We start from the raw sequence: 26,753 nt of genomic DNA, 5'->3' as shown, positions 1-26,753 counted from the left end.
CCGATGCTCAAAGCAAAACTCAGAATCGTCCAGTCGGACTGTACGCTCGCCAATTTCGACGAGAATCTCGAACGGCACATCAGCGCCATCGAAGCGGCGATCCGTGACGGCGCGGACGCCATCGCCTTCCCGGAGCTGTCTCTGACCGGCTACAACGTGCAGGACGCCGCGCAGGACATGGCGATGCACATCGACGACCGGCGGCTCGATCCGCTCCGCGAGTTGAGCCGCGACATCTGTATCTTCTGCGGGGGAATCGAGTTGAGCGACGACTACGGCGTCTATAACTCGGCCTTCATGTTCGAGGATGGCGCGGGAAAGAGCGTACACCGCAAGATTTATCTGCCGACCTACGGCATGTTCGAGGAGCTGCGCTACTTTTCGGCGGGGCGGCAGATCGAAACCGTAACCTCGCGGCGCATCGGCAAGGTGGGCGTCGCCATCTGCGAGGATTTCTGGCACATGTCGGTACCCTACCTCTTGGCCCATCAGGGGGCCAAACTCTTGCTCGTGCTGATGTCCAGCCCGCTGCGCCTCTCGCCGGGCGCGGGCGTTCCCTCCATCGTGACGCAGTGGCAGACCATCGCCGCGACCACGGCATTCCTCTTCAGTTGCTATGTGGCCTGCATCAACCGGGTGGGCAACGAGGACAGCTTCACCTACTGGGGCAACTCGGCCGTCACCGCGCCCGACGGCTCGCTGGCGGCCTGTGCGCCGATGTTCAGCGAGCACAGCTTCGATGCGGTGATCGACTACTCGGTGGTCAAGCGGGTGCGCCTCCAATCGTCGCACTTCCTCGACGAAGACACCAAACTCTTCGCCTCCCAACTCGAAAGCCTGCTCGGCGCGAATCGCCGGGGGTGAAAGCTGTGGTCAATCTGCCTGTCAATCTGATTTTTTTGTAGGGGCGGGTCTTGTGCCCACCCTGATGAGAATCCCCCCTCACGCCATCCGGAAACCCGCCGGGGTCATGTTGACGCGGAAGCGGGCGCTCATCGCTTCGGCGGCTTTGACGGCGGCGGTGCGCTCCTCGAAAAGCGCGTAAACCGCCGAACCGCTGCCGGAGAGGGAGACGAAGAGCGAGCCGGATGCCTCAAGCGCGTCGCGCACCTCGCGCACCACCGGATAGTGCTCGAACACCACCGAGGCGAAGTCGTTCTCGAACGCGCCGAGGACAGACAGGTCTCGCTCGTCGCAGAGTCGGCGGACGAGAGTTTTCAGTTCGGGCACGGGGCGCTCGAACTGGCGATGGAAATTCTTGTAGGCCCAGGCGGTGGGAACCTGCACCTCCGGGAAAACCGTCACCACGTGCCACGGCAGCACGAGGGACAAATCCTCCAGCTCCTCGCCAATGCCCGCAGCATAGGCAAGTCCTTTCATTTCGAGGAAATAGGGCACGTCCGCGCCGAGCTTGACGGCGAGCTTGTGCAGCTCGGCGGAGGGAACGTCGATCTGCCAGAGTCGGCAGAGCGCGTTGAGCGTCGCCGCCGCGTCGCTGCTGCCGCCGCCGAGACCCGCGCCAAACGGTACCCGCTTGACCAGCTTCATCGCCACGCCCTTCGTCACGCCCGCGTACGCTTGCAGCGCTTTGGCGGCGCGAATGCAGAGGTTCGAGTCATCGACGGGCAGATCGAGATTGGTGCACTCCATCGAAATGGCGTCCGACTCGGTGAATTCAAGCGTGTCGAACCAGTCGATCGGCGCGAAGATCGTTTCGAGAGTGTGATAGCCGTCATCGCGACGGCTGGTGATGAGCAGGCCAAGATTGATTTTGGCGCAGGCTTTGACCGAAAAGTGCTTCATGGAAAGCGATTGATTTTATCGTAATATATTTCCCATATTCATTTGAAAGTCATCCCGCAGGCATCCACCGGCAGGCTGAACCTTTGCAACGAATCTCTTACCTATCCATGCTCACGATGCGTGTACGTCTGTTCATCCTTGTTTGCGTCATGACCAGCTTCGGCGTTCCGATCCTTCAACAGGCTGCCGTGGCGGACGAAATTTCCTACGCTTCCGAGATCGCGCAATACGTGAGGGAAGATAAGGTTTATTTGCTGGAAAATATCCGCCCGCAAATCAGAAAGCCATCCGAGAAAGTTCTCGTCGATGCGCTCCTGACCGAAGATGGGCCGAAAGCAGCGAAGCTGTACCGGAAGCAGCTTGCAGACTATCCCGATCCACAGATTGACACGATAAGTCGTTCCAGGATTGCGGCTTACGAGCAGGCGATCACGATAATTCCCGGCCTGCCGGTCATGCAGGCCAAAGCCTCGACTGGCCCGAGACCCTCGCTGGCCACAACATCATACCAGCCTTCGCCGCCAACCCAGTCTGCCGTCAAACCCGACTCTTCGCTGAAACGCATCTCTCCGCCGCCCGCTCCGGCCAAGCCCGTGAAAAAAAGTGACGCTACTGTCATGGCGCTGCCCAAGCCTCCGGCCCAGGTTCAAAGCTCGACAGCGACAGGCGGCTTCACGCTTCAGTTCGGAAGCTTCGACAGCGTCACCAATGCCGACCAGATGGCCGCTCAGCTCAAATCCCGCGCCCCGGCAAGGGTAAGGCAGATCAACGGCGTTTACAAGGTTCGGTTGCAACGCACCTTCGCGACGGAGCAGGAGGCGGAGGCTTTCGCCCGCACGTTCCCGATCGAATCAATCGTGGTGCCGCAGTTGCCATGACCATTCTCGCTATTGATGATGACAGCGCCCGATCATGAGCCAAGAGCTTGACATCATTGGCCGCTCGGCGGGAATGCTCCAGCTCCGGGAGCTGGCCATCAAGGTCGCGGCCACGGACGTGACGGTGCTCATCACCGGCGAAACCGGTTCCGGCAAGGAGGTGCTGGCCCGCTTCATCCACGACCACAGCCGCCGGGCGGGCAAAAGCCTGATCCCGGTCAACTGCGGCGCGATTCCGTCGGGCATTCTCGAATCGGAGCTGTTCGGACACGAAAAGGGGGCGTTCACCGGCGCGGTACAGGCAAGAAAGGGGTACTTCGAAAGCGCCGACAAGGGCACGATTTTCCTCGACGAAATCGGCGAGATGCCGCTCGAAACGCAGGTCAAGCTCCTGCGCATCATCGAAACAGGACAGTTCCAGCGCGTTGGCGCTTCGGAGACGATCTCCGCCGACGCCCGGATCATCGCCGCCACCAACCGCCATCTCACCCAGGAGGTCGCCGAAAAGCACTTCAGGGAGGATCTCTACTACCGGCTCCGGAGCGTGGAGCTGCAAATTCCGCCGCTCCGAGAACGAGGAAGCGACATTCTGATGCTGACCGAGCACTTCGTGCGCGAGTTCGAGCGCAAGCACGCCATCGCCTTCGAGGGATTCAGTCAGGAGTCGGGCGAGCTGATGCTGCGCTATCCGTGGCCGGGCAACGTGCGCGAATTGCGCAATCTTATCGAATCGCTGCTCATTCTCGAACGGGGCAAAAAGATCACGCCCGACATTCTCGAAAAGCATCTGGTGCAGCGCAGCCGCCACAAGGGGCTGGTGCACGAACCCGGCAAGTCGGACAAAAACGAGCTGAACCTGATCTACAGCAGCCTCATCCAGCTCCGGCAGGAGATCAGCGAAATCCGCCAGATGCTCCAGCAGGTGCTCCCCTACCGCCAACATGCGTCACCGCTTCTCCTTCCCGCTTTTCCGCCGCAACCGCCCGTAGCGGCCTCGGCACCCGCAAAAGAAGAGGCCCCGATGCCGCTCGAAGAGCTGGAAAAGCGCGCCATCGCCGACGCGCTCGCGAAATTCGACGGCAACAAACGCAAAACCGCCCAGACCCTCGGCATCAACGAGCGAACGCTCTACCGCAAAATCAAGGTGTACGGGCTGTAGAAAGAGCATGGACGAAGTGGACGCAATGGAACTTTGTGGACAAGAATAAGAAAAAAAGCCCCGCGCCGTCCATTCAGTCCACAACGTCCACAAAGCACCAAGCCTACCGCCGCTTTCTCGCCACCGCCGCCAGCGCCAGCAGGCCTGAAATCCCCAGGCACACCTGCGGCACAAGGTCGGCGTGGGCGGTGTAAAACGTAATGCGGTTTTCAAGCGGGGCGGCGGCGATCAGCACCGACTGCTGCCACCACGGAGTTTCGGCGTAGCTTCGCCCGCAGGTGTCGTAGAAGAGCGTGACGCCGGTGTTGGCGCAGCGGGCCATCGCCCGGCGGTTTTCGATGCAGCGCAGCCGTCCGATGGCCGCGTGCTGCCACGGGCCATACGATGTACCGTACCAGCCGTCGTTGGTGACGAGCGTCAGGAACTGTGCGCCGTTTCTGACGAACTGCGAAACCTGGCCGGGAAAGATCGATTCATAACAGATGATATTTGCCATGCTCACCGGATGGCCGTCGCGACTCGTGAAGTGCATGACGGTCGCCTCCCGCCCCTTCTGCCAGCTCGATATGCCCGACATCGAAAAATTGAGCCGCTCCAGCCACGGAAAATATTCCATATAGGGAACCCGCTCGCCGAACGGTACGAGCCGCATCTTGCGGTAAATCTGTACCATACGCACAGTTGGCTGAAGCAGCATCGATGCGTTGTAGGCGGCGTACTCGCCACCGGAAGCGGCCACGGCCTCGTTGCTCGCGGAGTGCGGCATGACCAGCTCCTCATCGGGAAAGCCGGTAAGAAGCGGCGTGTTCCAGCGTTCGACCATGCTGTTGACCGAATCCATGTAGGGCTTGTTTTCCGGCAGGCGAATGGAGAACGGAATGGCGGTTTCCGGCCAGATAATCAGCTCCGGGCGCTCCTCGCCCACCGCCTGTCCGGTAAGACTGTACAATCGCGACAAGGTCTGCGCCGGGCCTAATCCTGTCCATTTTTCGTGTGGATCGATATTGGGCTGAACCAGCGCCACCCGTACTTCGGGTGAAGTAGCATTCAGCGACGTATTCCGAAAAATCTGGCGCGCATACAGCAGTGGAACAACAATCATGAGCGTAATAACCATCGCAATGCCCGCTTTCACCGCAAACGACTCCCCTCCCCTGACAAGCAGCAGCGCAAGCACATTGAACGTCACGAGCCAGAAACTGATCCCCCACACCCCGGTCACATCGGCATACTGCACCATCCAGAGCAGATTGGCCTGCGAATTGCCGAAGGTCAGCCACCCAAGCGAAAGGTCCTGCTGCATGTAGGCCCACTCCCACCCCGTCCAGACGAACGGCAAGGCGAGCAGGGCAAAACGAAACCCGGCCTTTTTCCTGAAGTAGTAGAACGCCAGAAACGGAACGGTTGAAAAAAAAGACTGGATAAAAACAGTGAGAATGCCGCCAACCAGTGTCGCAAGAGACACCCACCAGAGGGTAATGAGGCAGAACAGAAGCATCGCCATCCAGCTCTTTCTGAAAAATGGGCCAAAGCGCTCTTCGTGTTCAAGAGAAAGCAATAACGGCGCCAGCGCTATCCACGCCAGAGGTTCGAGATGAACGGATGGCCAGGTTGGAAATGAGATACCGAGAAGCAGACCGCTCAGGAGTGGAAGAAAAAAAGTTCCGGATAGCGGACGAAGCCCAGCGCCCCTGCCGACGATGCTCACGACTTGCAAAGCGTTACTGGACGAAAAAAAGGGAGAAAAATGGTTTCCCGGAACACTGAAAAAGAGGCCACAGGGAAACGCAACGAAGATCGCCGAAAGCCGGGAAGAGACATATTTTACTTTACTTATTAATATTTATTCTTTAAATTTGTTTCAAGCTGTTATTTAACAGGAAGCAACCCATGTTTTTCCTGAAAATACCATTTTAAACGCCACCAGAAAAAGGAGAATCACTATGGCTCTTTTCGGCTCAAACGACGTGACCACCGCTCACTCCGATTATGAAATCGTACTTGAAGGCGGTTCCAGCTCTTGGGGAAAGGTGAAGGCCCGGGCTAAGGTAAATGTACCTCCGGCCAGCCCCCTGCTTCCCGCAGACTGCAATGTCAAGCTGAATGTAAAACCGCTCGATCCGGCAAAAGGTTTCGTTCGCATCTCCGCCGTATTCGAGTCGATTGTCGACAGTACCAAGAACAAGCTCACCATCGAGGCCGACATCGCCAACGAAACCAAGGAGAGAAGGATCTCCGTCGGTGAAGGCATGGTATCGGTTGGCGACTTCAGCCACTCCTTCTCTTTCGAAGGCTCCGTCGTGAACATGTTCTACTACCGTTCCGACGCTGTCCGCCGCAACGTGCCCAACCCGATCTACATGCAGGGCCGTCAGTTCCACGACATCCTCATGAAAGTTCCACTCGACAACAACGACCTCATCGACACCTGGGAAGGCACCGTGAGAGCGATTGGCAGCACGGGCACGTTCAACGACTGGATCCGCGACTTCTGGTTCATCGGCCCCGCTTTCACCGCTCTGAACGAAGGCGGCCAGAGGATTTCGAGAATCGAGGTCAACGGTCTGAACACCGAGAGCGGCCCGAAGGGCCCGGTCGGCGTTTCGCGCTGGCGCTTCTCGCACGGCGGGTCCGGCATGGTCGATTCCATCTCCCGCTGGGCAGAACTCTTCCCGTCCGACAAGCTCAACAGGCCGGCACAGGTCGAAGCAGGATTCCGCTCTGACTCACAGGGTATCGAAGTCAAGGTTGACGGCGAGTTCCCTGGCGTATCGGTCGATGCAGGCGGCGGTCTCCGCAGAATCCTCAATCACCCGCTCATCCCGCTGGTTCACCACGGCATGGTCGGCAAGTTCAACAACTTCAATGTTGACGCCCAGCTCAAGGTTGTCCTGCCGAAGGGCTACAAGGTTCGTTATGCCGCGCCTCAGTACCGTTCGCAGAATCTCGAAGAGTACCGCTGGAGCGGTGGTGCTTATGCCCGTTGGGTTGAACACGTCTGCAAAGGCGGCGTCGGACAGTTTGAAGTTCTGTACGCCCAGTAAGCGAAAAACAATCGTTTCGAATGCAAAAAAGAGACCGGCCTTCGCGCCGGTCTCTTTTTTTTCGTGAAGCAGAAGGGCATCACCAGCCAGAGGCTTATCCAGACTCGATTTCGATTTAAATTTGGCTCAGGCTGATCCTGCGCTGGGCACAGATGCCAGAAGCAATCACCCCATCAGCTCAAGAATCTCCTCGATCTCATCCTTGATTTCAAGCAGCAGCATTCTCCGGCGCTCGCTGGTGATCTCGTACTGCTTCTGCTCTCGCGAGAGTTGATTCTGAAGCTTCAGAATCTCGTTGGTTTTGTGATCAGCGCCCTCACTATCGACCTTGCCGCCTTTGACCATCTGGCTCGCCTTGTTCAGCTTGTACCCTTTCTCGTAAACCAGCTCCTTGATGTTGAGCACCATCGCTATATCGCGATTGGTGTAACGCCGGTTCCCGCGCGTGTCCCTGGCCGGAACAAGCTCGCTGAAATAGTCCTCCCAGTACCGGAGCAGGTAGGCGGGGATACCGGAAATCCGGCTCACCTCGCCTATCGAATAGTAACTTTTGCTGGATTCAAAGGCCATGACTGAACTCTGTTTTGGCGCAAAAAAGCGTTGTGTGCAGCCATGACAAGCCGAAACAACAAGTTTATAGCAGCGCCATTTTGTTTTCTCTCCACTTATTATACATTAACTGCGTCACATCAAAAAAGAACGGATGAAAAATCTGCTGGCCCTGCGCCCATATCTTTTCCGCTACCGGAAGTCGCTTGCCGCAGGCATCGTTTGCGTCGTCGCCACCAACTTTTTCGCGGTCGCCGCGCCCCGTTTTCTCGGCGAGGCGATCGACCTGATGGGCAAACCGTTCGAGATGCGCGAGATTCTGCACAAGACCGGACTCTACATTCTCTTCGCTGCCCTCAGCGGCATCCTGCTCTATCTCGTGCGCCAGCTCATCATCGTCACCTCCCGGCACATCGAGTTCGACCTGAAGAACGACTACTACTCGCACCTGCAAACCCTCTCCACCTCGTTTTACGACAGCATCGGATCGGGCGAGCTGATTTCGAGAGGCACCAACGACCTGAACGCCATCCGCGACTTTCTCGGCCCGGGCATCATGTACTCGATCAACACGCTCTTCCGGCTGCTCTTCGCGATCGTCGCGATGCTCTCGATCTCTCCGCTGCTCACGCTCTTCGCGCTGCTTCCCGCGCCATTCCTCAGTTGGTCGGTGTACAAAACCGGGGTGTCGCTTCAGCATCAGTCGAAAAAAATCCAGGAAAATTACGCCTCCATCACCAACCTCGTGCAGGAAAACATCTCCGGCATCCGGGTCGTCAGGAACTACAACCGCGAGGAGTGGGAGACCAGCCGGTTCGAGGCGCTGAACCGGGAATATTACGACAAGAACCTGCGGCTCGGCAGAATCCAGGCGGGATTCATGGCGGTGCTGACCGCGATGACGGCGCTCTCGCTGATTCCGGTCATCTGGGCGGGCGGCCTCGGCGTGATGAAGGGCACGATGAGCATCGGCAACATCGCGCAGTTCGTCATCTACGTGACAATGCTGAGCTGGCCGATCATTTCGATCGGCTGGGTGACCAACATCATCCAGAAAGCGGCGGCTGCGCAGGGCAGGCTGGACGAGATTTTCGACACGAAGCCGGAGATCGTCGAACCGGCCTCCGGGCAGGCGACCGAGACGAAGAGGCCGCTCAAGGGCGAGCTGACGTTCGAGCATGTCGGCTTCGCCTATCCCTCGCAGCCCGACCGCGAAGTGCTTCGCGACATCTCGTTTACCGTCGAGCCGGGCACGAAGCTGGCCATCGTCGGCGCGACCGGCTCCGGAAAATCGACGCTGGTCAACCTGATTCCGCGCCTGTACGACCCGACGAGCGGGCGCATCACGATTGCGAGGCGCGACATCAAAACCCTGTCGCTCGGCGCGATCCGGCGCACCATCGGCTTCGTGCCGCAGTCAAACTTCCTCTTTTCGGACACCATCCGCAACAACATCGATTTCGGCAGCAACGGCGACGGCATCGATGTGATCGAAGCGAGCCGCATCGCCATGCTGCACGACGACGTGGAGGATTTTCCGGACGGCTTCGACACCATGCTCGGCGAAAAGGGCATCAACCTTTCGGGCGGCCAGAAGCAGCGAGCCTGCATCGCACGCGCACTCCGGTGGCAACCGTCGATCCTCGTGCTCGACGACGCGCTCTCGGCGGTCGATACCGCCACCGAGGCGAGCATCTTCGACGGCCTGCTCCAAAAGCTGCCCGACACAACCATCGTGCTCATCAGCCACCGCATTTCGACGGTCAGGAACTGCGACCGCATCATCGTGCTGCACGACGGCGCCATCGCCGAAAGCGGCACCCACGAAGAGCTGCTCGAAAACGGCCGCTACTACGCCGACCTCTACATGCAGCAAATGCTCGAAGAGGAGATCAGCGCTCTGAGCTGAAAAGGGTGGACTTGGTGGACAAAACCCGCGAAGAATCGTTCTTCAGTCTTCGTCCACTGAGTCCACTTCGTCCACAACGTCCACACTGCTCAGGTTCCCGCCAGCGCCGCTAATTGCCGCCGCAAGTCTTTTCTTGAAAGACCGTACATGTGCACGTAGAGCATGTTGAACATCAGCACTGCGGAGCGGAGCGTGGGGGCGCGCATGGCTCGCTCGATGGCGCGGCGCGGGGTGAAGACCTTCGAGGTGAGTTCGGTGTAGCTTGGAATGAATTCGTCGAGGCTCATCTGCTTCGGATAGTAGAGCATCTCCTGGCCCCACGAAAAGCGAAAGGCGTCGTGGTCTTCGCTCGGGTGCAGGAGCCGCCCCTCTTCGGCGAGGCGCGTGAAGACGCCGGTACCGGGAATCGGGCGCAACAGGTTGATGCCGGGCACGTCAACGCCCGCTTCGTCGATGAAGGCGTCGATCCGCTCCGGCATGTCGAGCGTGTCACCGTCGAGGCCGTAGATGAAGCTGCCATAGACGCAGATGCCCGCCTTGCGAATCTCCTGAATGCAGCGCACCTGCCGCTCGGCGGGGTTGTGGAACTTGTGGTGCGCCCGGTTGCTCTCGTCGGCGAGGCTTTCGATGCCCACGAGCAGCGCTCCGCAGCCCGACCGGGCGAAGATGTCGAGCAGCTTCGGATTCTCGCCAAGCAGCGTGGTGGCCTGCCCGACCCATTTGATGTTGAACGGAATGAGCTTCGAGAACAGCTCCGAAGCGTAGGCCTCGTCGGCGTTGACCGTGTCGTCGAGGAAGAAGAAGATTCGCTTGTCCTCGCGCAGAAACGCCTCCACCTCGCGCACCACCTCGGCGACCGGACGGTGGCGCAGCTTGTGGCCGTTCATGACGTGCACGTTGCAGAAGTCGCAACTGTAGGGGCAGCCTCGCGTGGTCTGCACGACGTTGGTCGTGAAATAGCGGCGGATGTCAAGCGCGGATTTGCTGACCGGTCGCGGCGCTGAGAGGTCGGGAAACACGCCCTGCCGGTACTCCGGCTTGAGCGCGCCGCGCCGCAAATCTTCGAGCACCTCGCGCCAAAGCTCGTCGGCTTCGCCGATCACCAGCGTGTCGCCATACTCGCGGCAGCGTTCCGGAAAGATCGAGACGTACGGCCCGCCGAGCACCACCGGAACGCCCCGCTCGCGGAAGAGCGAGGCGATCTCGACCGCCGGGCGCACCGCGCCGGTCTGCACACTGATGCCGACCAGATCCCACGGCTGGTCGAGCGGCAGCTTCTCGAAGCGCAGGTCGCAGATCTCCTGCCGGACGCCGGGCGCTTCGACGGAGCTGAGAATCATGAGCGAGAGCGGCGGAATGGCGAACTGCGCCCGCTTGATGACCGCGCTCATGGCGCGATCCTTCAGAAGCGAGAAGCCGGATTTTGGCGTACCTTCGAGCGAGGCCGCGCCGTCCACACCACTCGATGCCTGGACGAAGACGAGGAGAACCGAGAGAGGACGATGTTCCGTGCTCATGGGATTCAGTTCGCTCCTTTGCCGAGCGCGATCTCCTGAAGCCGCTTCAGCTCCATGAGCGCATCGAGCGGCGTGAGACGGTTGATGTCGATGCCCGAAAGCGCCTTGCGCAGGCGGCTCTCCTCCTCCTCGAAGAGCGAAATCTGGCGCGACTCGACCCGGAGCGGCGAAGCCTCGCGCTGCACCGGAACCTCGACCTCGCGCCTCTCCATTCCGGCCAGAATCTCCCGCGCCCGCTCGATCACCTCCGGCGGCATTCCGGCCATTTTGGCCACCTCAATGCCATAGCTGTTGTCCGACGCGCCGCGAACGATCTTGCGCAGAAAAATCACCGTGTCGGCGGTCTCGACCACCGTGGCGTTGAAGTTGACAATCCGGTCGAAGCGACTCTCCAGCTCGGCCAGCTCGTGGTAGTGCGTCGCGAAAAGCGTTCGGGCGCGGAGCTGGTCGTGGATGAACTCGCACATCGACCAGGCGATGGACATGCCGTCGAAGGTGCTGGTGCCGCGCCCGATCTCGTCGAGCAACAGCAGGCTGCGGTCGGTGGCGTTGTTGAGAATGCTGGCCGCCTCGTTCATCTCCACCAAAAAGGTGCTCTCGCCGGAGGTGAGGTTGTCCGACGCGCCGACGCGGGTGAAAATCCGGTCAACGAGGCCGATCTCGGCGCTCTCGGCAGGCACGAAGCTTCCCACCTGCGCGAGCAACACGACGAGGCCCGCCTGCCGGAGGTACGAGCTTTTTCCCGCCATGTTCGGGCCGGTGATGATGAGCAGTTGCTGGCTCGCGCCGACCCGGCAGTCGTTCGAGATGTACGGCTCGTCCGCGCCGAGGATGCGCTCCAGCACCGGATGGCGGCCCGCCGTGATCACGAGTTCCGTCCCTTCGTTCATCGCCGGACGGCAGTATTGATACTCGTCGGCGCAGCTCGCGAAGCTGGCGAGGCAGTCGAGTTCGGCAAGCGCGGCGGCGGTCGTCTGGATCGAGGCCGCCTCTGCGGCAATCGCGGCGCACAGCTCCTGAAACAGCCGGTGTTCGAGCAACTGGCTCTTCTGTTCGGCGGTCAGTATTTTCTCCTCGTACTCCTTCAACGCCGGAATCGTGTAGCGCTCGGCGTTGACCAGCGTCTGCTTCTTTTCGTAGTACTCCGGCACCTTGTCGCTATTGGCGCGGCTCACCTCGATGTAGTAGCCGAACACCTTATTATACTGCACCTTCAGGGTCGAAATCGACGTCCGTCTGCGCTCCTCCTGCTGGATTTCGAGCAAGCGGTCACGCGCGCCCGACGAGATCGCACACAGTTCGTCAAGCTCCTCGTGATACCCGGCGCGGATGTAGCCGCCGTCGCGCAACGTCCCACTTGCTTCGGGATCGAGCGCACTCTCGATGGTGTCGGCCAGCTCCGGCAGCGCATCGACCCGGAGGGCCAGCTCGCGCAACCGGAGCGACTGGCATCCGTCGAGCATCGAGCGAAGCTGTGGAACCAACGCCAGCGACGAGCCGAGCTGGCGCACCTCCCTCGGCATCGCCCGCGAGGTGGCGATTCGCGCCAGCGCCCGCTCCAGGTCGATGATGCCGCCGAGCGCCCGCCGAGCCTCTTCGCGCAGCTCCGGCGCGTCGAGCAGCTCCTCGACCGCATCGTGCCGCCGCACCACCGGCTCCAGCTTCCGGAGCGGATGCAACAGCCAGCGCCGGAGCAGGCGCGCGCCCATAGGGTTCTTCGTCCGGTCGAGCACTTCAAGCAGGCTTCCGTTGAGCGTACCATCCTGCATCGACGAAATGATTTCAAGGTTCCGCCGCGTCTGGATGTCGAGCGTCATGCTCTCGCCGCTCTCGACGAGGCCGATCCGCACGAGATACTTCAGACTCCCCTGCTTCGCCTCTTCGAGGTACTGAAGGATGGCTCCGGCGGCGATCCGTCCGGCTTCGTACCCTTCGATGCCGAAGCCTTTCAGCGAGTGAGTCTTGAAGTGGTTTTCGAGCACCCGCGCCGCCTGCTCATCGGTGAACATCCACTCGTCGAGCACCGTGAAGAGCGCGCCGGTGAAGAGGTTTTTGGCGAGAGATTCCCGAAGCTCCTTGTCGCGCGAAGAGATCAGGATTTCCGACGGGCGCAGCGACTGGAGGAAATCCTTCAGCTCACCGAGCGGCAGTTCGGTCATGCGGAACTCGGCGGTGGTCACGTCCACGAACGCCACGCCCGCCAGGTGCTCGCGCCCGCGCTTCACCGGCGCGACCGCGCAAAGGTAGTTGTTGTGGCGGTCGTCGAGAATCTTGTCGCTGTAGGTGATGCCCGGCGTGACGATGTCGGTGATCTCGCGGCGGACGATCCCCTTGGCCGTCGCCGGGTCTTCGACCTGGTCGCACACCGCCACCTTGAACCCCTTCATCACGAGTTTGGCGATGTACCCCTCGCTGGCGTGATGCGGAAATCCGGCGAGCGGAATTTCGGCGGAGCTGCCGTTCGAGCGGCGCGTCAGCACGATGTTCAGCGCCGAGGAGACCGTGACGGCGTCGTCAAAAAAGGTTTCGTAGAAATCGCCCACGCGGAAGAGCAGCAGGTAGCCGGGATAACGCTCCTTGACATCGAGATACTGGCGCATCATCGGTGTCGCCTCCTGTTTTCGGGCCTGCGCCTCTTTGGCCATATTTCTTCGTGATATTGTCTGTTACCGCCGGATTTCGTGGACAGTCAAACTAAAGCAGTCACGCAAAAAAAACAAGCTTTCACGGAAGCTTGAAAAGCTGAATACGGCGCAATATCTTGGCATCGGCATCACAATCATCAACCATCGTTCTCTCATGGATTTTCACGCTCTCCTGCGGCTCGTGCATATCACCGGATTCGCCGCCTGGTTCGGCACGATCCTGGCGACCCTCTTTCTGCTGAAAACGCTCGAAGCAGGCCTCACCGGCGAGAAGAAGCAGGCAGAGGAGCACTCGCTCCTGCTTCGCCGATTCATCAAGCTCGAAACGAAGGTGGCCGACGTGGCGGTCATCTCGGTACTGCTCTCCGGCCTGCTCCTCGCGCACTTTTACGAGGGCTGGACGCCGTGGGTCTTCGCCAAGATCGGCCTGATGATCCTCCAGATCGCCTTCACGATGGGCTATATCGTCAAGGCGATCCAGCCCATCAGCTACCCCTGCGACACGGCGAAATACCGCGCCTGGTACCGGCTCTTCGCCATTTCGCTCAGCATGTTCGCCATCGTGCTGCTGGTGACTTTTTTTCTGCGCTGAACTTCTCCGCGAAAGAAGTTTGCTATGATTTGAAAAACGGTTTCTTTCTTGTATATTCTTGCTCTTTATCACCAAACTATTACTAATGATGCAGGCCCTGATCGAGATTTCCGACAAACAGTATCTGGTAAAAGCGGGCGACAAAATTTTTGTCCCCAGGCAAAAGGCCGCCGCAGGCGACGTTATCGAAGTGAAGACTCTCATGCAGGTCAATCAGGCGGATTCGGCCCTGAAAGCAGGCACTGCGACGGTCAAGGTTCTTGACCACGTCCGGGACGAGACCATCATCGTCTTCAGGAAGAAACGCCGCAAACGCTTTCAGAAAAGAAACGGACACCGCCAGTACATGACCCAGGTCGAAGTGCTGTCGCTCTGATTGAACAGAAATTGATAACACAAATTTTTTAGTCTCATGGCACATAAAAAAGGCGGCGGATCGACCAAAAACGGCCGCGACAGCAATCCGAAATACCTCGGTGTGAAAGCCGCAGGCGGTTCCACGGTCAACGCTGGCACCATCATTCTCCGTCAGCGCGGCACGGCCATCAAGCCGGGCGACAACGCTGGTCTCGGCAGGGATCACACCATTTTCGCCCTTGTCGATGGCACCGTTCACTTCAGGAACGGCCGCAACAACAAAAAACAGGTCGATATCATCCCCTCCTGATCTTTGGACGGAGATGCATTACGCTTATATTGAAAGCAAGCCGGATCCCATCAAGAACGGCTTGCTTTTTTTGCGCTCTCCAGAGAGCACCGCTTTACCATCGTCGATTGAAACGCGCATAACCTTCGGGCTAACGGTGTAACTCACTCCCCTGCCCGGGCTACAGACTTCAGCGTTTCTCCTGCCGCTTCTGCTTCGATCCGGAAGCGTCGGGGGTTCATAGTGCGAGTTCCCGGCAGCTTTTGCCACTCGTATTGAATTCAGTTTCGTGAGCATACAACGCGGATTTCATCGCAAATCCGTCTCGATGAGTTTACAGACCACTCCAGGCATCGGCTCGTTCAAACAGTGCGGGATGGTCGAGACTCCCTGATTTTTCAGCGGTTTCGCTGAATCTAAACATGTCCGATGCGGCTACGAGGCAAGGACATCATTCCAACAGAAACCAAAACCCGTAAGTGCATTATGAAAATCACCGTTATTGGCGCAGGCAACGTTGGGGCAACCACGGCTTTCCGTCTTGCAGAAAAACAGCTTGCAAGAGAGCTCGTGTTGCTCGATGTCGTCGAAGGCATACCTCAGGGAAAAGCGCTTGACATGTACGAAAGCGGCCCGGTCGGCCTGTTCGACACGAAGGTGACCGGCTCGAACGACTATGCCGACACCGCGAATTCCGACATCGTCGTCATCACGGCGGGTCTGCCGAGAAAGCCTGGCATGAGCCGCGAGGATTTGCTCATGATGAATGCGGGCATCGTCCGCGAAGTGACCCGCCGGATCATGGAGCACTCCAAGAATCCGATCATCGTGGTGGTTTCCAATCCGCTCGATATCATGACCTTCGTCGCCTGGAAGCAGAGCGGACTACCGAAAGAACGGGTCATCGGCATGGCTGGTGTGCTCGACTCGGCGCGCTTTCGCTCGTTCATCTCGATGGAGCTTGGCGTTTCGATGCAGGATGTCACCGCCTGTGTGCTCGGCGGCCACGGCGACGCGATGGTGCCGGTGGTCAAGTACACCACGGTGGCGGGCATTCCGGTTGCCGACCTCATTCCCGCCGAAAGGATCGCCGAACTGGTCGAGCGCACCCGCAACGGCGGCGCGGAGATCGTCAACTACCTCAAGCAGGGTTCAGCCTTCTACGCTCCTGCGGCGTCGGTGGTCGAGATGGTCGAGTCGATCGTGCTGGATCGCAAGCGCGTACTGACCTGCGCCGTGAGCCTCGGCGGCGAGTACGGCATCGACAAAACCTTCGTCGGCGTCCCGGTCAAGCTCGGCAAGAACGGCGTCGAACAGGTTTACGAAATCAAGCTCGACCAGGCCGATCTCGACCTGTTGCAGAAGTCGGCGCTGATTGTCGATGAAAACTGCAAAATGCTCGAAGCGCCTTTCACCTGACGCCAAGCCAAACGACCAGTCCCGCGTTCTGCGGTCAAATGCACGAAATGAAAAGAGGCTGTTCCGGAAGCGAAACCGGAGCAGCCTCTTGGCGTTTTACAGATTTACCGGTTCTCGATGGCACCGGAGACCGCGCTGCTTCTATATGTGGAGGATCGCGCCCTTGCCGTCCTTGCCGGCCATCCCGGAACACGCCCGGCGCGGAGATTTCATTGGAGGCCGTTGTCTGCCTTGAACCGGTTAGCCTCCTGCACGGCGGCCAAAAGCTTTTCGGCAAGCCCGGGCATCTTCTCGTAATCTACCCAGAGCGTATCTTCGACAATATCATGAATCTCCGATGCGATATCGATTGCCATCCGTTTACGCTTGGCAAGCTCTTTTTTCAGGTCTTTGGCCTCTTCTGACATGGTTTTACTTCTTGAAGTTACTTTAGATAAATACTACGCTGTGTTGTGAACTTCGATGCGATTCGCCTCATGCCTGCCATAAAGCGACAAAGGAACGAAAGGCTATCGCTCTTATTTATTTAAACAAACATACTCATATCACGAAATATCAAGCAAATAAACCAGACTTGACCGAAAAACGTTCAAAACAGTCTCAACCTCTTGCGGGAGTCAGCCAAAATCGTCAATGAGGGCTGTAATTCCATTTTCAAATCAAAGCACCTTTTAACAAGGTCACTTTAGTGCCTTGTTTCTGGCATGACCGCGATGGTCAGTGCAGAAACGATATGGAATCGGAATAAAGTGCTCGAATCGATTATCGGGGGGAAGGCAAAGGATTGGCATCCGTTGAGTGCGTGGCGATAGAGCAACAAAAAAGCGACCAGTAATGGTCGCTTTTTTTCGTTCTTCTTATCAGAGCAGATACTCATACCATACATCATGGCTCGTGCCATCCATCGACCTTTCCTGAGCCGTTAAAATTGACTGTTCCACCTCGAAAGTACCATTCCGAAAACGAGCTAAAGGCCATAATTTTTGCAGGGCTACCCAATAATCGCTCTACCTCATTCTCAGACATCCCCCTTCGCAACTGCCGCCAATTCTTTAAATCTTGGGAGTTTCCTGGCTTGATCGGAATATTCCACTCTCCATCATCGGCTTTAGGGAAACAGGCTTCCAACGAAGCAACCCGGTGCTGCAAGTTTTGAACGGTGTGCTCAAGCTCGACAATCCTTGCCTCTGATATCGTTTCTGACAAAGCTAATTTCGGAGCTATAAGGATGATGATACTGAGCGTAATTTTTAAAAGATTGCTTTTCATCTTTTCCACTTATTGGATTATGCACAGAATATTGAGAAAGACAAGCGGAGTCATCCGATCCCGGTAGCGATTCCAACGAAAACACCTCATTCTTCCGGCTCTTCGTGCGTTACGCAGTGAATGGCGCCGAGGCCCCAGATGAGGTCGCTGCAGTCGATGCCGATGACTTCGCGGCCTGGAAAGCATTGCTGCAGGATGTCGATGGCTTGCTGGTCTCTCGAACAGCGGTAGGTGGGGATGAGGACTACGGTGTTGGCGATGTAGAAGTTGGCGTAGCTGGCGGGCAGGCGTTCGCCGTCATAATACACCGGCTCGGGCATTGGGAGCTTCACGACGTTGAGCGGCTTTTCGTCGAGGCCGGTCATGGTTTTGAGGAGTTCGTAGTTCTCCTGAAGGATCTGGTAGTTCTCGTCTTCGGGATCCTCCTCGACGGTGATCACCACGGTGTTCTCGCTGACGAAGCGGGCCATGTCATCGACGTGGCCGTCGGTGTCGTCGCCCGCGATGCCGTCGCCGAGCCAGAGCACTTTTTCGATTCCGAGATAGCACTTGAGCTGCGCTTCGATGTCCTCTTTGCTCAGCGATGGGTTGCGGTTGGGATTGAGCAGGCAGGCAGTGGTGGTGAGCAAGAGGCCCGCGCCGTTCACGTCGATCGCGCCCCCTTCGAGCACCATGCCGGTCGAAATCATCGGGAGACCCTGAATTTTCGCCACGCGCTCCGGCACGGCGTTGTCGTCGTCGTACGGCTCGTACTTGCCGCCCCAGGCGTTGTACTCCCAGTTCATGATGACCTTTTCACGCTGACCATCCCGCGTACGGATGACGTAGTTCGGACCGTGGTCGCGGCACCAGGCGTCGTTGGTCGGAATCCGGTGGAAAACGATGCGGTCGGCGTATTTACCCTCGGGATCGCGTTCCTTGAGCAACGCACGAGCTTGAGACTCCATCGCGTCGTCGAGCACGTTGATGTTCACCGTCTCCGAGCGGCTGAGCTGATAAGCGAGTTCGGCGAAGACTGCCGGAACCGGCTCGAACTTGCCGGGCCACGATTCGAGTTTGTGCGGCCAGGAGAGCCAGGTCGAGGTATGGTGCGCCCACTCGGGCGGCATGAAGTAGGTCGGTTCGCTCATCGGTGCGTTGTGACTGGAAAGGGTTGGAGGTTCAGTGCCGGGCGGCCGCTTCGATCCTTTCGACGCGCTGCAACACCGGCGGATGGGAGTAGTTCAGGAACACGTTGAACGGGTGCGGCGTCAGGTTTGAGAGGTTCTGCCGCGAAAGCTTCTTGAGCGCGTCGGCAAGCAATGCGCCATTCCGGTAGGTCGTGACGGCGTAGTTGTCGGCCTCGAATTCGTTGCGCCGCGAGAGCATCTGCATCAGGATCGAAAGGATGAACTCCACCGGATTGTAGAGCAGCATGAAGAAGAGCAGGCTCGCATAGACCGAGGTCTGCTGCATGGCGAAGGCGTCGAAGAGCATCCTGTTGTTCATGAAGAGCGAAAGCAGGTAAAACACCATGCCGAGATTGAGCATGCTCAGCACCATCGACATGAGGATGTGCTTCTTCTTGAAGTGGCCGATCTCGTGAGCGAGCACCGCGACCAGCTCGCCAGTCGAGTGGTTCTTGATGAGCGTGTCGAAGAGCGCAATGCGCTTGTTTTTGCCGAAACCGGTGAAGAAGGCGTTGCCCTTCGCCGAGCGCTTCGAGCCGTCCATGACGTAAATCCCGGTGAGCGGAAAGCGCACCTCGGCGGCGTAATCCATGATGGACTTGCGCAGCTCGCCATCTTCGAGTGGCTCGAACTTGTTGAACATCGGCATGATCCAGGTCGGCGCGACATATTGCAGCAGCAGGCTGAAACCCGTCACACCGCCCCACGCCCAAAGCCAGCCAAGCGCCCCAGCGCTCTGGAAAAACCAGAGGATCGCCGCCAGCACGGGTGCGCCGATGACGGCGGCAAGCAGCACAGTTTTAACGAGATCGGCGGCGAACACCTTCGGCGTGGTCTGGTTGAAACCGAACTTCTCTTCGAGCACAAAGGTGTGGTAAACACTGAACGGCAGGCCGACAAAGCCCTGAAGCAAGAGCAGCGCACCGACGTAAAACACGCCGTTGATGACCGGATCGAAGCCCCAGGCGCGGATGAGCTGGTCGAGCGCGTTGAAGCCTCCGGCGAACCAGAAAACGAGCAGCAGGGCGAGATCGAAGGTCGAGCTGATGAGCGAGAATTTCGTATTGGCGCGGAGGTACTCCTGCGAGCGGCGGTAATCCGCCGGATCGTAAACGTCGCGAAACGCCTCCGGAAGCTCCGGCGAGGCGGCGCGGAGATTCAACAAGTCGGCCACCACCTTGATGAGAAAAGTGCCCGCGAGCGTGGCGAGAATGATGGTTCCGTACAGATTCATCGTCATCCCGGTTTATTCGTCGATCCAGCGCCGCGTGATGTCGCCATACGAATCGATCCGCCGGTCACGCATGAAGGGCCAGTGCGAGCGGTAGAAGGCGATCTTCGAGAGGTCGCAGTCAGCAAACAGAATCTCCTCGTTGTTGTGCGCAGCCTCGGCGACCACCTGGCCGAAGGGGTCGGAGACGAAGCTGTTGCCCCAGAACTCCAGCTCGCCCTCGGTGCCCGCGCGGTTGGCGGCGGCGACAAAGACGCCGTTGGCCACGGCGTGACCGAGATGCGAGGTCTTCCACGCCTGCCGCTGGCTGGCGCGAACCGTCTCCGAAGTCTCGGAGGTCGCCCAGCCGATGGCCGTGGGATAGAAGAGAATGTCGGCTCCGCGCAACGCCGTGAGTCGCGCCGCTTCGGGATACCACTGATCCCAGCAAATGAGGACGCCAATCGCGCCGAACTTCGTGTTGAACACTTTGTAGCCGAGGTCGCCGGGTATGAAGTAGAACTTCTCGTAGAAGCCGGGATCGTCGGGAATGTGCATTTTGCGGTACTTGCCGAGGTAGCTGCCGTCGGCGTCGATCACAGCCGCCGTATTGTGGTGCACCCCCTTGGCGCGAATCTCGAAGAGCGAGGCCACGATCACCACGCCAAGCTCGGCGGCCAGCTCCTGCAACGCGGCGGTCGATGGGCCAGGAATCGGCTCGGCGTACCCGAACGGCTCGTACGCCTCGGTCTGGCAGAAGTAGAGCGTACTGAACAGCTCTTGCAGGCAGACGATGTTCGCCCCGCCCTCGGCGGCCTCGCGGATGCGCTCCTGCGCTTTCTGGAGATTCTCCTGCGGGTTTTCAACGCAGCTCATCTGGACGAGCGCTATGCGAACCTGATCGGTGTTCATGGACGGACAATCGAGATAATGTTGGCAATAACAAGCCCGGCGGAAAAGAGGACGCCGTGAACAGTCAGCACCTTGCCGGTTCCCGCCAGCACCGCGTTCAGCGCCCGCCCTTCGGATGCGTAGAGCGTACGAATCTGGCCGACGGCGAGCGGAATACTCACGAAGCTCATCAGGCACCACGGCGAATACCCGGCGCGGACGACGAGCCAGAACGGCACGGCGTAGGCGAGCACCGTCAGCGCGACGTAGAGCGCGCGAGCCGCCGGAGCGCCAATGCGGGCCGGAAGCGTCATCTTGCCGACTTTGCGGTCGGTGGCGATGTCGCGGATGTTGTTGACGAGCAGGATGCAGACCGAGAACGCGCCGGGCGCGGCGGCGGCCACGAGCACCGGCATCGGCAGCGTGAGCGCCTGCACATAGTAAGTGCCGCCAACCGCCACGAGGCCGAAGAAGATGAAGACGAAGACGTCGCCAAGCCCTGAGTAAGCGATCGGAAACGGCCCGCCGGTGTAGGCCCAGGCGAAGAGCAGCGAGAGGACTCCGATCAGCAGAATCGGCCAGCCGCCGATGGCGACGAGGTACATGCCGAGCGCAAAGACCGAAACACCGAGGCCGATCGAGACCCGCGTCATCGTCTGCTCGCTGATGATGCCCGCCGCCACGGTGCGCGTCGGCCCGAGCCGCTCGGCGGTGTCAGCCCCCTTGCGGAAGTCGTAAATCTCGTTGATGAAGTTGGTTGCGATCTGGATGCCGAGCGCGCAGATGAGCGCGACCAGCGCCGGAAGCGGCTTGAAGACGCCGTTGGCGAAGGCGAGCGCCGAGCCGACGACGACCGGCATCGCGCCTGCCGGTAGGGTTTTCGGGCGGATGGCAAGCATCCACGCCTGGAACGCCGATGGTCGGGTCGAAGTGGAAACGGACATAACTCTTTACTCTGCCTTGTTCTCTGACGCTTTGCTCGCCCCCTCCGCCGCATTGTTCGCCTCGGCGGCCTTCTTCTCTTTAGCCATCTTGACGCTGCTGAAGACGTTGCGGATTTTCTCGCCCGGCTTGATGTAGGAGAGGCTGTGGCGCACGGCCATCGTCGCCTCGCTCAGGCCGGTCTGAATGATCTTGAGCTTGCCGGAGTAGTGGGCGATGTCGCCAGCCGCATAAAGGCCGTCCACCGAGGTTTTCATGTGGGTATCGACCACGAGCGCGTTGTCGCACAGTTTAAGGTCCCACCCGGCCAGCGGGCCGAGGTTGGACTTGAAGCCGATCAGAATCAGCAGCCGGTCAACTTCGAGACTTGTCACCTCGCCGGCGCTGGAGCGAAGATCCAGGCGGCAGAGCTCGCCGTTCGACTCCTCGATGCACCTCACCTCGGTTTCGAGATGCACGTCAATCGTTCCGGCCTCCCTCGCCTGTTCCACCTCATGCGCCGTCTTGCCGTGCCCCTGGAACTCGTGGCCGCGATGCACCAGCGTCACCGACGCGGCGGTCTTCATCAACCCGACCGTCCAGTCGAGCGCCGAATCGCCGCCGCCGACAATCACCACGCGCTTGTCCCTGAAATCATCAACCGACTTGACCGCGTAATGGACCGAGCTGCCGACGAGGTGATCGATGTTGCCGAGCTGCGGCAGCTTGCGCGGCTCGAACGCGCCGAGGCCCGCCGCGATGAGCAGGGCGCGCGAACGATAGACGTTGCCCGCGGCGGTGCGGGTCTCGAAGGTACCGTCGTCGAGTTTGGTGTATTTCGTGACGGTCTCGCCGAGCACCACATCGGGATTGTAGCGCTCCGCCTGCTTCCAGAGGCTCTCGACCAGATCGATGGCCGGAACTTCAGGAAAGCCCGCCACGTCGTAGATGTGCTTCTCCGGATAGAGCGCCGCAAGCTGGCCGCCAAGCTGCGACATGCTCTCGACGATGCGGCAACTGATATTGTTCATACCGCACTGGAACGCCGCGAAGATACCTGTGGGACCGCCGCCGATGATGGTGAGATCTCTCATATCGTGGTGATCGGTCGCTGGATGGTGAATATCGAACATCGTATGAATGCCTTGATGGGGTTTGCCCGGCAGCGAAGCGTCAATTGCCGTTTTCTGACTTTTTCAGATAGATCATGCCCTCGGGATCGACCATGCCATACAGAATGGCGACGAGCAGATCCTGTTCGTCGAACTCATGGATTTCGACATGCACGGCCTCTTGCTTGGCCACCTGGTCGCCCGCGTCGTTCCTGAAGTAAAAGACCGCCTTGACGCCGCCATGCGGAGTCGCGCCGGTAAACATATAGTTGCCGTCATCCAGCGCATCGAGGGCGCATCCTGCCTTGTTTGGCTCGATGGGACAGCTTGCGCACTGGGAGTAGAAGCCCTCTTCGGATTCGGCGAAATCGCAAACAGGAAATTTCATGACAGTTTCTCTTTTTCTGTTGGCTGCTTTGAATGCGGCTCAATATAAGAAGACTTTAATATATTGCGGCAGATTCAAAGTTTTCTGATGCGCCGGGCCGGAGTCCGGCCAACAAACAGCACCACGCGATGTTAGCCAAACGTATCATACCCTGCCTTGACGTCCGCGACGGACGGGTGGTCAAAGGCATCAATTTCGAAGGTCTCCGCGACGCCGGCTCGATTCTCGAACAGGCCCGCTTCTACAACGGCGAAATGGCCGACGAGCTGGTCTTTCTCGACATCTCCGCGTCGCTGGAATCGAGAAGGACAACTCTCGAAGAGGTGCTGAAAGTTTCAGGCGAGGTGTTCATTCCGCTCACGGTCGGCGGCGGCATCAGCTCGGTCGAACGGGCGCGGGACGCTTTTCTGCACGGCGCGGACAAGGTGTCGGTCAACACGGCGGCGGTCAGCGAGCCGGAGCTGATTTCGCGCATCGCCGAACGGTTCGGCTCGCAGGCTGTCGTGGTGGCGGTTGACGTAAAAAAGGTCGATGGGCGCTACGTCGTGCACACCCACTCCGGCAAAAAGCCGACCGAATACGAAGCGATCGAATGGGCGCACAAGGTGCAGGAGCTTGGCGCGGGCGAGATTTTGCTGACCAGCATGGATCGCGACGGCACCCAGGAGGGCTACGACAACGAAATCCTCAAAATGATCTCGACCACCGTGCACATCCCGGTCATCGCCTCCGGCGGCGCAGGCAACCTCGAACATCTCTACAAAGGATTCACGGACGGCCACGCCGACGCGGCGCTTGCGGCCTCGATCTTCCACTTCCGCCAGCACTCCATCCGCGAAGCCAAGGAATACCTGCGCGAACGGGGCATTCCGGTCAGGCTCTGACTCTCCGGGCGAGGATTCAGCCTCTCCCTTTGTAAAGCCGGATAACGAGGCGCGTCAGGAGCATCGGTACCATAAATGCCGCGATACCGATAGCGTCGGCAAGAAAATCCGACGCCGCGGCGCTCCGCCACGGAAGCAGAGACTGAATCCACTCGATGAAAAACCCGAAAGCCAGCAGGAAAATCACTTTCCACAGCAGGAGCTTCAGTGATGGAAACGACAGCTCCGTCAGCATGGTCAACGTAAAAAAAGCCGCCGCGTGAAGTACCTTGTCTCCAAAATCCATCCTCGGCGGTGGAATCGGGTGCGGGATGGCCGCTTCGTAAAGAATAAAGCAGATCGCAAAAATGAGCGAAATTCTGGCTATGTATGTGATTGACAATCGCGCATAACGCCTCATTTTTCTTTGATATGGCGTTAGGGGCATTCTGTAGTGATTCAACGCTTTCGTACCGGTTTAGGGTTCATGCCGCATGGCTCGCCATCGAATTGACCGGCAATACTACGCCACTCGCTCTGACGCAGCAATTCCATGATCGAAGCCGCCAATAGCGTACCGGATTTCGGCAGCTTCGCTCTCAACCTCGAACCTTCGGCCTGCTTGACCGTATCATGGTCAAATGCAATGTATACAATAAAATACAACAAAAAATTCATACGGTTTGAAGCCAAGCCACTTTCGGAATCCTCGCGCATGCATTTGCCGATGAAACCGGAAAACCAGCTCATTGGCAGGTCGTCTCTTTATTCCTCTTGCGGAGTTTTTCCGGTCAAAGGCGCGTTACAGTTTTTTTGACCCGTTGACCTCAGCGAAATTGCAGAGAGACAAAACCATTCAGCTAATCGATGAACAGACGAGGTGTCACCATGCGAACACGATTCTGGATTTTCCCGATGATTGCTCTTCTGACGCTTGCGGGCTGCTCAAATTACCGGGTCGTCAGCGACTACGACCGCTCCATTCCCTTCGAGCGCTACAAAACCTACCGCTGGTCGAGCGAGGGCAGCGCCGGCATCGACGACGACATTCTCGCCCGTAACCCCTTCATTTACAAGCATATCAAATCGGCGGTGGATCGGGAACTCGCCGCAAAAGGCTTCGTGCTGAAAGCCTCCGGCCCGGTCGATTTCACCGTGTCGCCTCATGCACGAGTGCGGGAGCGGGTGGTTGTTACGCAGCCGGTAGGATTCGCCTACAGCAACGGCTACTACCACCGCTGGGGACGACGTGGCTACACGACCATCTGGTACGACCCGTATCCGTACCCGGCGATCAGCTACTATGAAGAGGGCACACTCATCATCGACATCATCGACGCCAAAAGCGACGAAATCGCCTGGAGCGGCGTGGCGCGTGGCATCCTGAAAAACTACGACACCTCCATGCAGATGCAGCGCGACATCGACGAAGTGGTAACGAAGATCATGGCCCAATTCCCGCCGGTGGTAAGGTAAACGGTAACGACCTCAATCTTGTAGGGGCAGGTCTCGCACCTGCCCTTCTCGCACACGATTAGCATCAAACAGACAAGCCATACACACAGGATAAGTCGCTGCATTATGGATAATGCAGCAACGGCTATCTTACTTTTACACAAAGAAATAGCAGCCAACGCCCCCCCCCAAAAAAAGTTTACTATACGTTTTTCTTTTAAAAAAACACTAAATTACGCCACCCTGATTTTTTCAGATAGTTCTTTTAAAGAAAAAATCATGAAACAGGTGTCAACTCCGGAAAACTTTTAACCAGCGTTAGCCAGCAAAGGAGACCTTTAATGAGAATTATCACCAGAGTAGCAATTGCAATGCTTATCGCAGGAATGCAAGGATGCGCCACCTACGGAAAAGTGAGTGGGATAGCATCCGATGGACAGAAATCAATCTTCAAAGATGGCCGAAATACACTTCTATCAATAAAACAAAACACCGTAGCGATTGCGCCTGAAACTGAAACTGTTACAAGTGGCCAAAGAGGTGACTTCATCGTAGCGGTAAATAACGGGACATCTCAAGATATACTGTTTTCTACAGAGGATATTAGCGCATCTACCAACATAAATGGTCAACTTACTATGCTTAAAGTCTTCAGTTACGATGAGTTGGTAGCTGAAGAAAAGAAACGCCAGACATGGGCTGCTGTTGCCGCTGCATTGCAAGGTGTATCCGATTCTATGAATGCGACAAATGCAGGTTACTCGCATACTTATGGCACCTATTCCGGTTCAGCATATTCTAACACTGGTAAGAGTGCATATGGCTACGGGAGCTACTCAAGTACAACTTATAACTACGCAGCTGCGCAAGCCGCCCGAAATGCAGCAGAGGCAAAATCAGAAGCACGTTTTGCTCGGTTAGATGCAGAGGGACGTGAAAACCTAAGGAACCTGTCATCAACAATTTTAAAAAAGGGGCTCTTCGCAGAATATCGTGGGAAGAAGGGTGTGTATGAGGTAACATAGAGTAATTTTGAGCTTTACCCAACCGCACCTTGATACTCCCATGCAGAGCCTGACGAGCCATTACCACCAACTTTTAGGTCTTTCCTCAAACTGGAAGGTCGAGAACGTTCATCTGTCGATGAGCGGCAAGCGGGTCGAGATCAGACTGGTCTGTACCGGCAAGCAGGTCGCGTGTCCGGTATGCGGTGCATCATGCAGCCTTTATGACCATACCACTGAGCAACGATGGCGTCATCTGGATACCATGCAGTTCGAGACCATTCTGGTGGCCTGTTTGCCACGTTGTCAA

29 protein-coding genes are annotated in these 26,753 nt (G+C 58.2%); 14 read left to right on the top strand and 15 right to left on the bottom strand.

All coding sequences use genetic code 11. The features are described from left to right. Positions 1–3 precede the first annotated feature (3 nt). A complete protein-coding gene (locus FGF66_RS09365; RefSeq protein ID WP_139457382.1) occupies positions 4–864 on the top strand; it encodes a nitrilase-related carbon-nitrogen hydrolase in 861 nt (286 codons plus the stop codon). 78 nt (positions 865–942) lie between these two features. Here FGF66_RS09365 and FGF66_RS09360 read toward each other — a convergent pair whose 3' ends face one another. After that, the gene (locus FGF66_RS09360) at positions 943–1,803 is read right to left on the bottom strand and encodes a 4-(cytidine 5'-diphospho)-2-C-methyl-D-erythritol kinase (RefSeq protein ID WP_139457381.1); all 861 of its coding nucleotides are present in this window, start codon (positions 1,801–1,803) and stop codon (positions 943–945) included. A 107-nt stretch (positions 1,804–1,910) separates the two neighbouring features. Here FGF66_RS09360 and FGF66_RS09355 point away from each other — a divergent pair, with 107 nt between their 5' ends. Further along, positions 1,911–2,681 carry an SPOR domain-containing protein gene (locus tag FGF66_RS09355; protein WP_246046645.1) on the top strand — a complete coding sequence of 257 codons (771 nt, stop codon included), beginning with the start codon at positions 1,911–1,913 and terminating at the stop codon, positions 2,679–2,681. 34 nt (positions 2,682–2,715) lie between these two features. After that, positions 2,716–3,840 (top strand): sigma-54 interaction domain-containing protein, encoded by a 1,125-nt coding sequence (locus FGF66_RS09350; RefSeq protein ID WP_139457379.1) that lies wholly within the window; start codon positions 2,716–2,718, stop codon positions 3,838–3,840. Between the two features lie 103 nt (positions 3,841–3,943). Here FGF66_RS09350 and lnt read toward each other — a convergent pair whose 3' ends face one another. Then, positions 3,944–5,548 carry an apolipoprotein N-acyltransferase gene (gene lnt, locus FGF66_RS09345; RefSeq protein WP_139457378.1) on the bottom strand — a complete coding sequence of 535 codons (1,605 nt, stop codon included), beginning with the start codon at positions 5,546–5,548 and terminating at the stop codon, positions 3,944–3,946. A 235-nt stretch (positions 5,549–5,783) separates the two neighbouring features. Between lnt and FGF66_RS09340 the strand changes: the two genes are divergently transcribed. Continuing rightward, on the top strand, positions 5,784–6,884 hold the full coding sequence (locus tag FGF66_RS09340; RefSeq protein ID WP_139457377.1) for a bacteriochlorophyll a protein: 1,101 nt from the start codon (positions 5,784–5,786) through the stop codon (positions 6,882–6,884). Between the two features lie 165 nt (positions 6,885–7,049). Here FGF66_RS09340 and FGF66_RS09335 read toward each other — a convergent pair whose 3' ends face one another. Further along, on the bottom strand, positions 7,050–7,454 hold the full coding sequence (locus tag FGF66_RS09335; RefSeq protein ID WP_139457376.1) for a MerR family transcriptional regulator: 405 nt from the start codon (positions 7,452–7,454) through the stop codon (positions 7,050–7,052). A gap of 133 nt (positions 7,455–7,587) precedes the next feature. Here FGF66_RS09335 and FGF66_RS09330 point away from each other — a divergent pair, with 133 nt between their 5' ends. Next, positions 7,588–9,342, top strand: a complete 1,755-nt coding sequence (locus FGF66_RS09330) for an ABC transporter ATP-binding protein (RefSeq protein ID WP_139457375.1) — start codon at positions 7,588–7,590, stop codon at positions 9,340–9,342. Positions 9,343–9,431: 89 nt separating this feature from the next. On the opposite strand, the gene FGF66_RS09325 is transcribed toward FGF66_RS09330, so the two are convergent. Both FGF66_RS09325 and mutS read right to left on the bottom strand, forming a co-directional pair. Next, positions 9,432–10,859 carry a B12-binding domain-containing radical SAM protein gene (locus FGF66_RS09325; RefSeq protein WP_170181312.1) on the bottom strand — a complete coding sequence of 476 codons (1,428 nt, stop codon included), beginning with the start codon at positions 10,857–10,859 and terminating at the stop codon, positions 9,432–9,434. 5 nt (positions 10,860–10,864) lie between these two features. Continuing rightward, on the bottom strand, positions 10,865–13,504 hold the full coding sequence (mutS, locus tag FGF66_RS09320) for a DNA mismatch repair protein MutS (protein ID WP_139457374.1): 2,640 nt from the start codon (positions 13,502–13,504) through the stop codon (positions 10,865–10,867). Between the two features lie 154 nt (positions 13,505–13,658). Here mutS and FGF66_RS09315 point away from each other — a divergent pair, with 154 nt between their 5' ends. The 4 genes from FGF66_RS09315 to mdh all read left to right on the top strand — a co-directional run bounded on the left by FGF66_RS09315 (position 13,659) and on the right by mdh (position 16,161). Next, complete coding sequence (locus tag FGF66_RS09315; RefSeq protein WP_139457373.1) at positions 13,659–14,096, top strand: hypothetical protein; 438 nt, start codon at positions 13,659–13,661, stop codon at positions 14,094–14,096. 88 nt (positions 14,097–14,184) lie between these two features. Continuing rightward, positions 14,185–14,472: a 50S ribosomal protein L21 gene (rplU, locus tag FGF66_RS09310; RefSeq protein WP_139457397.1), complete on the top strand. Its 288-nt coding sequence runs from the start codon at positions 14,185–14,187 to the stop codon at positions 14,470–14,472. Positions 14,473–14,508: 36 nt separating this feature from the next. Further along, complete coding sequence (rpmA, locus tag FGF66_RS09305; RefSeq protein WP_129051818.1) at positions 14,509–14,763, top strand: 50S ribosomal protein L27; 255 nt, start codon at positions 14,509–14,511, stop codon at positions 14,761–14,763. A 465-nt stretch (positions 14,764–15,228) separates the two neighbouring features. Beyond that, positions 15,229–16,161, top strand: a complete 933-nt coding sequence (gene mdh / locus FGF66_RS09300) for a malate dehydrogenase (RefSeq protein WP_139457372.1) — start codon at positions 15,229–15,231, stop codon at positions 16,159–16,161. 209 nt (positions 16,162–16,370) lie between these two features. Here mdh and FGF66_RS09295 read toward each other — a convergent pair whose 3' ends face one another. The 8 genes from FGF66_RS09295 to FGF66_RS09260 all read right to left on the bottom strand — a co-directional run bounded on the left by FGF66_RS09295 (position 16,371) and on the right by FGF66_RS09260 (position 23,121). Next, positions 16,371–16,568, bottom strand: a complete 198-nt coding sequence (locus FGF66_RS09295; protein ID WP_139457371.1) for a CCE_0567 family metalloprotein — start codon at positions 16,566–16,568, stop codon at positions 16,371–16,373. Positions 16,569–17,046: 478 nt separating this feature from the next. Then, positions 17,047–17,430, bottom strand: coding sequence for an outer membrane protein assembly factor BamE (locus tag FGF66_RS09290; RefSeq protein ID WP_139457370.1), 384 nt, complete (start codon positions 17,428–17,430; stop codon positions 17,047–17,049). An 86-nt stretch (positions 17,431–17,516) separates the two neighbouring features. After that, the gene (locus FGF66_RS09285; protein ID WP_139457369.1) at positions 17,517–18,560 is read right to left on the bottom strand and encodes an agmatine deiminase family protein; all 1,044 of its coding nucleotides are present in this window, start codon (positions 18,558–18,560) and stop codon (positions 17,517–17,519) included. A 31-nt stretch (positions 18,561–18,591) separates the two neighbouring features. Continuing rightward, the gene (locus FGF66_RS09280; protein ID WP_170181311.1) at positions 18,592–19,833 is read right to left on the bottom strand and encodes a M48 family metallopeptidase; all 1,242 of its coding nucleotides are present in this window, start codon (positions 19,831–19,833) and stop codon (positions 18,592–18,594) included. A gap of 12 nt (positions 19,834–19,845) precedes the next feature. After that, positions 19,846–20,721, bottom strand: a complete 876-nt coding sequence (locus FGF66_RS09275; protein WP_139457367.1) for a carbon-nitrogen hydrolase — start codon at positions 20,719–20,721, stop codon at positions 19,846–19,848. Next, a complete protein-coding gene (locus FGF66_RS09270; protein ID WP_139457366.1) occupies positions 20,718–21,644 on the bottom strand; it encodes a 1,4-dihydroxy-2-naphthoate polyprenyltransferase in 927 nt (308 codons plus the stop codon). Before FGF66_RS09270 ends, FGF66_RS09275 begins: the two co-directional genes overlap by 4 nt. Positions 21,645–21,650: 6 nt before the next feature. Next, a complete protein-coding gene (locus FGF66_RS09265; RefSeq protein WP_139457365.1) occupies positions 21,651–22,754 on the bottom strand; it encodes an NAD(P)/FAD-dependent oxidoreductase in 1,104 nt (367 codons plus the stop codon). 40 nt (positions 22,755–22,794) lie between these two features. Beyond that, positions 22,795–23,121, bottom strand: coding sequence for a hypothetical protein (locus FGF66_RS09260; protein ID WP_139457364.1), 327 nt, complete (start codon positions 23,119–23,121; stop codon positions 22,795–22,797). A gap of 128 nt (positions 23,122–23,249) precedes the next feature. Between FGF66_RS09260 and hisF the strand changes: the two genes are divergently transcribed. After that, positions 23,250–24,005, top strand: a complete 756-nt coding sequence (gene hisF, locus FGF66_RS09255; RefSeq protein WP_139457363.1) for an imidazole glycerol phosphate synthase subunit HisF — start codon at positions 23,250–23,252, stop codon at positions 24,003–24,005. 16 nt (positions 24,006–24,021) lie between these two features. Here the strand turns inward: hisF and FGF66_RS09250 are convergent, their stop codons facing one another. After that, positions 24,022–24,447 (bottom strand): VanZ family protein, encoded by a 426-nt coding sequence (locus tag FGF66_RS09250; RefSeq protein WP_170181310.1) that lies wholly within the window; start codon positions 24,445–24,447, stop codon positions 24,022–24,024. Continuing rightward, the gene (locus FGF66_RS09245; RefSeq protein ID WP_139457362.1) at positions 24,444–24,734 is read right to left on the bottom strand and encodes a hypothetical protein; all 291 of its coding nucleotides are present in this window, start codon (positions 24,732–24,734) and stop codon (positions 24,444–24,446) included. Before FGF66_RS09245 ends, FGF66_RS09250 begins: the two co-directional genes overlap by 4 nt. A 138-nt stretch (positions 24,735–24,872) precedes the next feature. On the opposite strand from FGF66_RS09245, the gene FGF66_RS09240 reads away from it, so the two are divergent. From FGF66_RS09240 to FGF66_RS09225, 4 genes are all read left to right on the top strand, one after another. Further along, the gene (locus FGF66_RS09240; protein WP_139457361.1) at positions 24,873–25,460 is read left to right on the top strand and encodes a DUF4136 domain-containing protein; all 588 of its coding nucleotides are present in this window, start codon (positions 24,873–24,875) and stop codon (positions 25,458–25,460) included. Positions 25,461–25,565: 105 nt separating this feature from the next. Then, positions 25,566–25,751 carry a hypothetical protein gene (locus tag FGF66_RS09235; RefSeq protein WP_139457360.1) on the top strand — a complete coding sequence of 62 codons (186 nt, stop codon included), beginning with the start codon at positions 25,566–25,568 and terminating at the stop codon, positions 25,749–25,751. Positions 25,752–25,780: 29 nt separating this feature from the next. Next, on the top strand, positions 25,781–26,464 hold the full coding sequence (locus FGF66_RS09230; protein WP_139457359.1) for a hypothetical protein: 684 nt from the start codon (positions 25,781–25,783) through the stop codon (positions 26,462–26,464). A gap of 40 nt (positions 26,465–26,504) precedes the next feature. Beyond that, on the top strand, positions 26,505–26,753 hold a 249-nt coding region (locus FGF66_RS09225), incomplete at its 3' end, for a transposase family protein (protein ID WP_139457221.1).

Source organism: Chlorobaculum thiosulfatiphilum, from assembly GCF_006265165.1.
Taxonomy (GTDB): domain Bacteria; phylum Bacteroidota; class Chlorobiia; order Chlorobiales; family Chlorobiaceae; genus Chlorobaculum; species Chlorobaculum thiosulfatiphilum.
The sequence above is the reverse complement of the archived record's forward strand: the minus strand, read 5'-3'. Positions and strand labels throughout refer to the sequence as shown.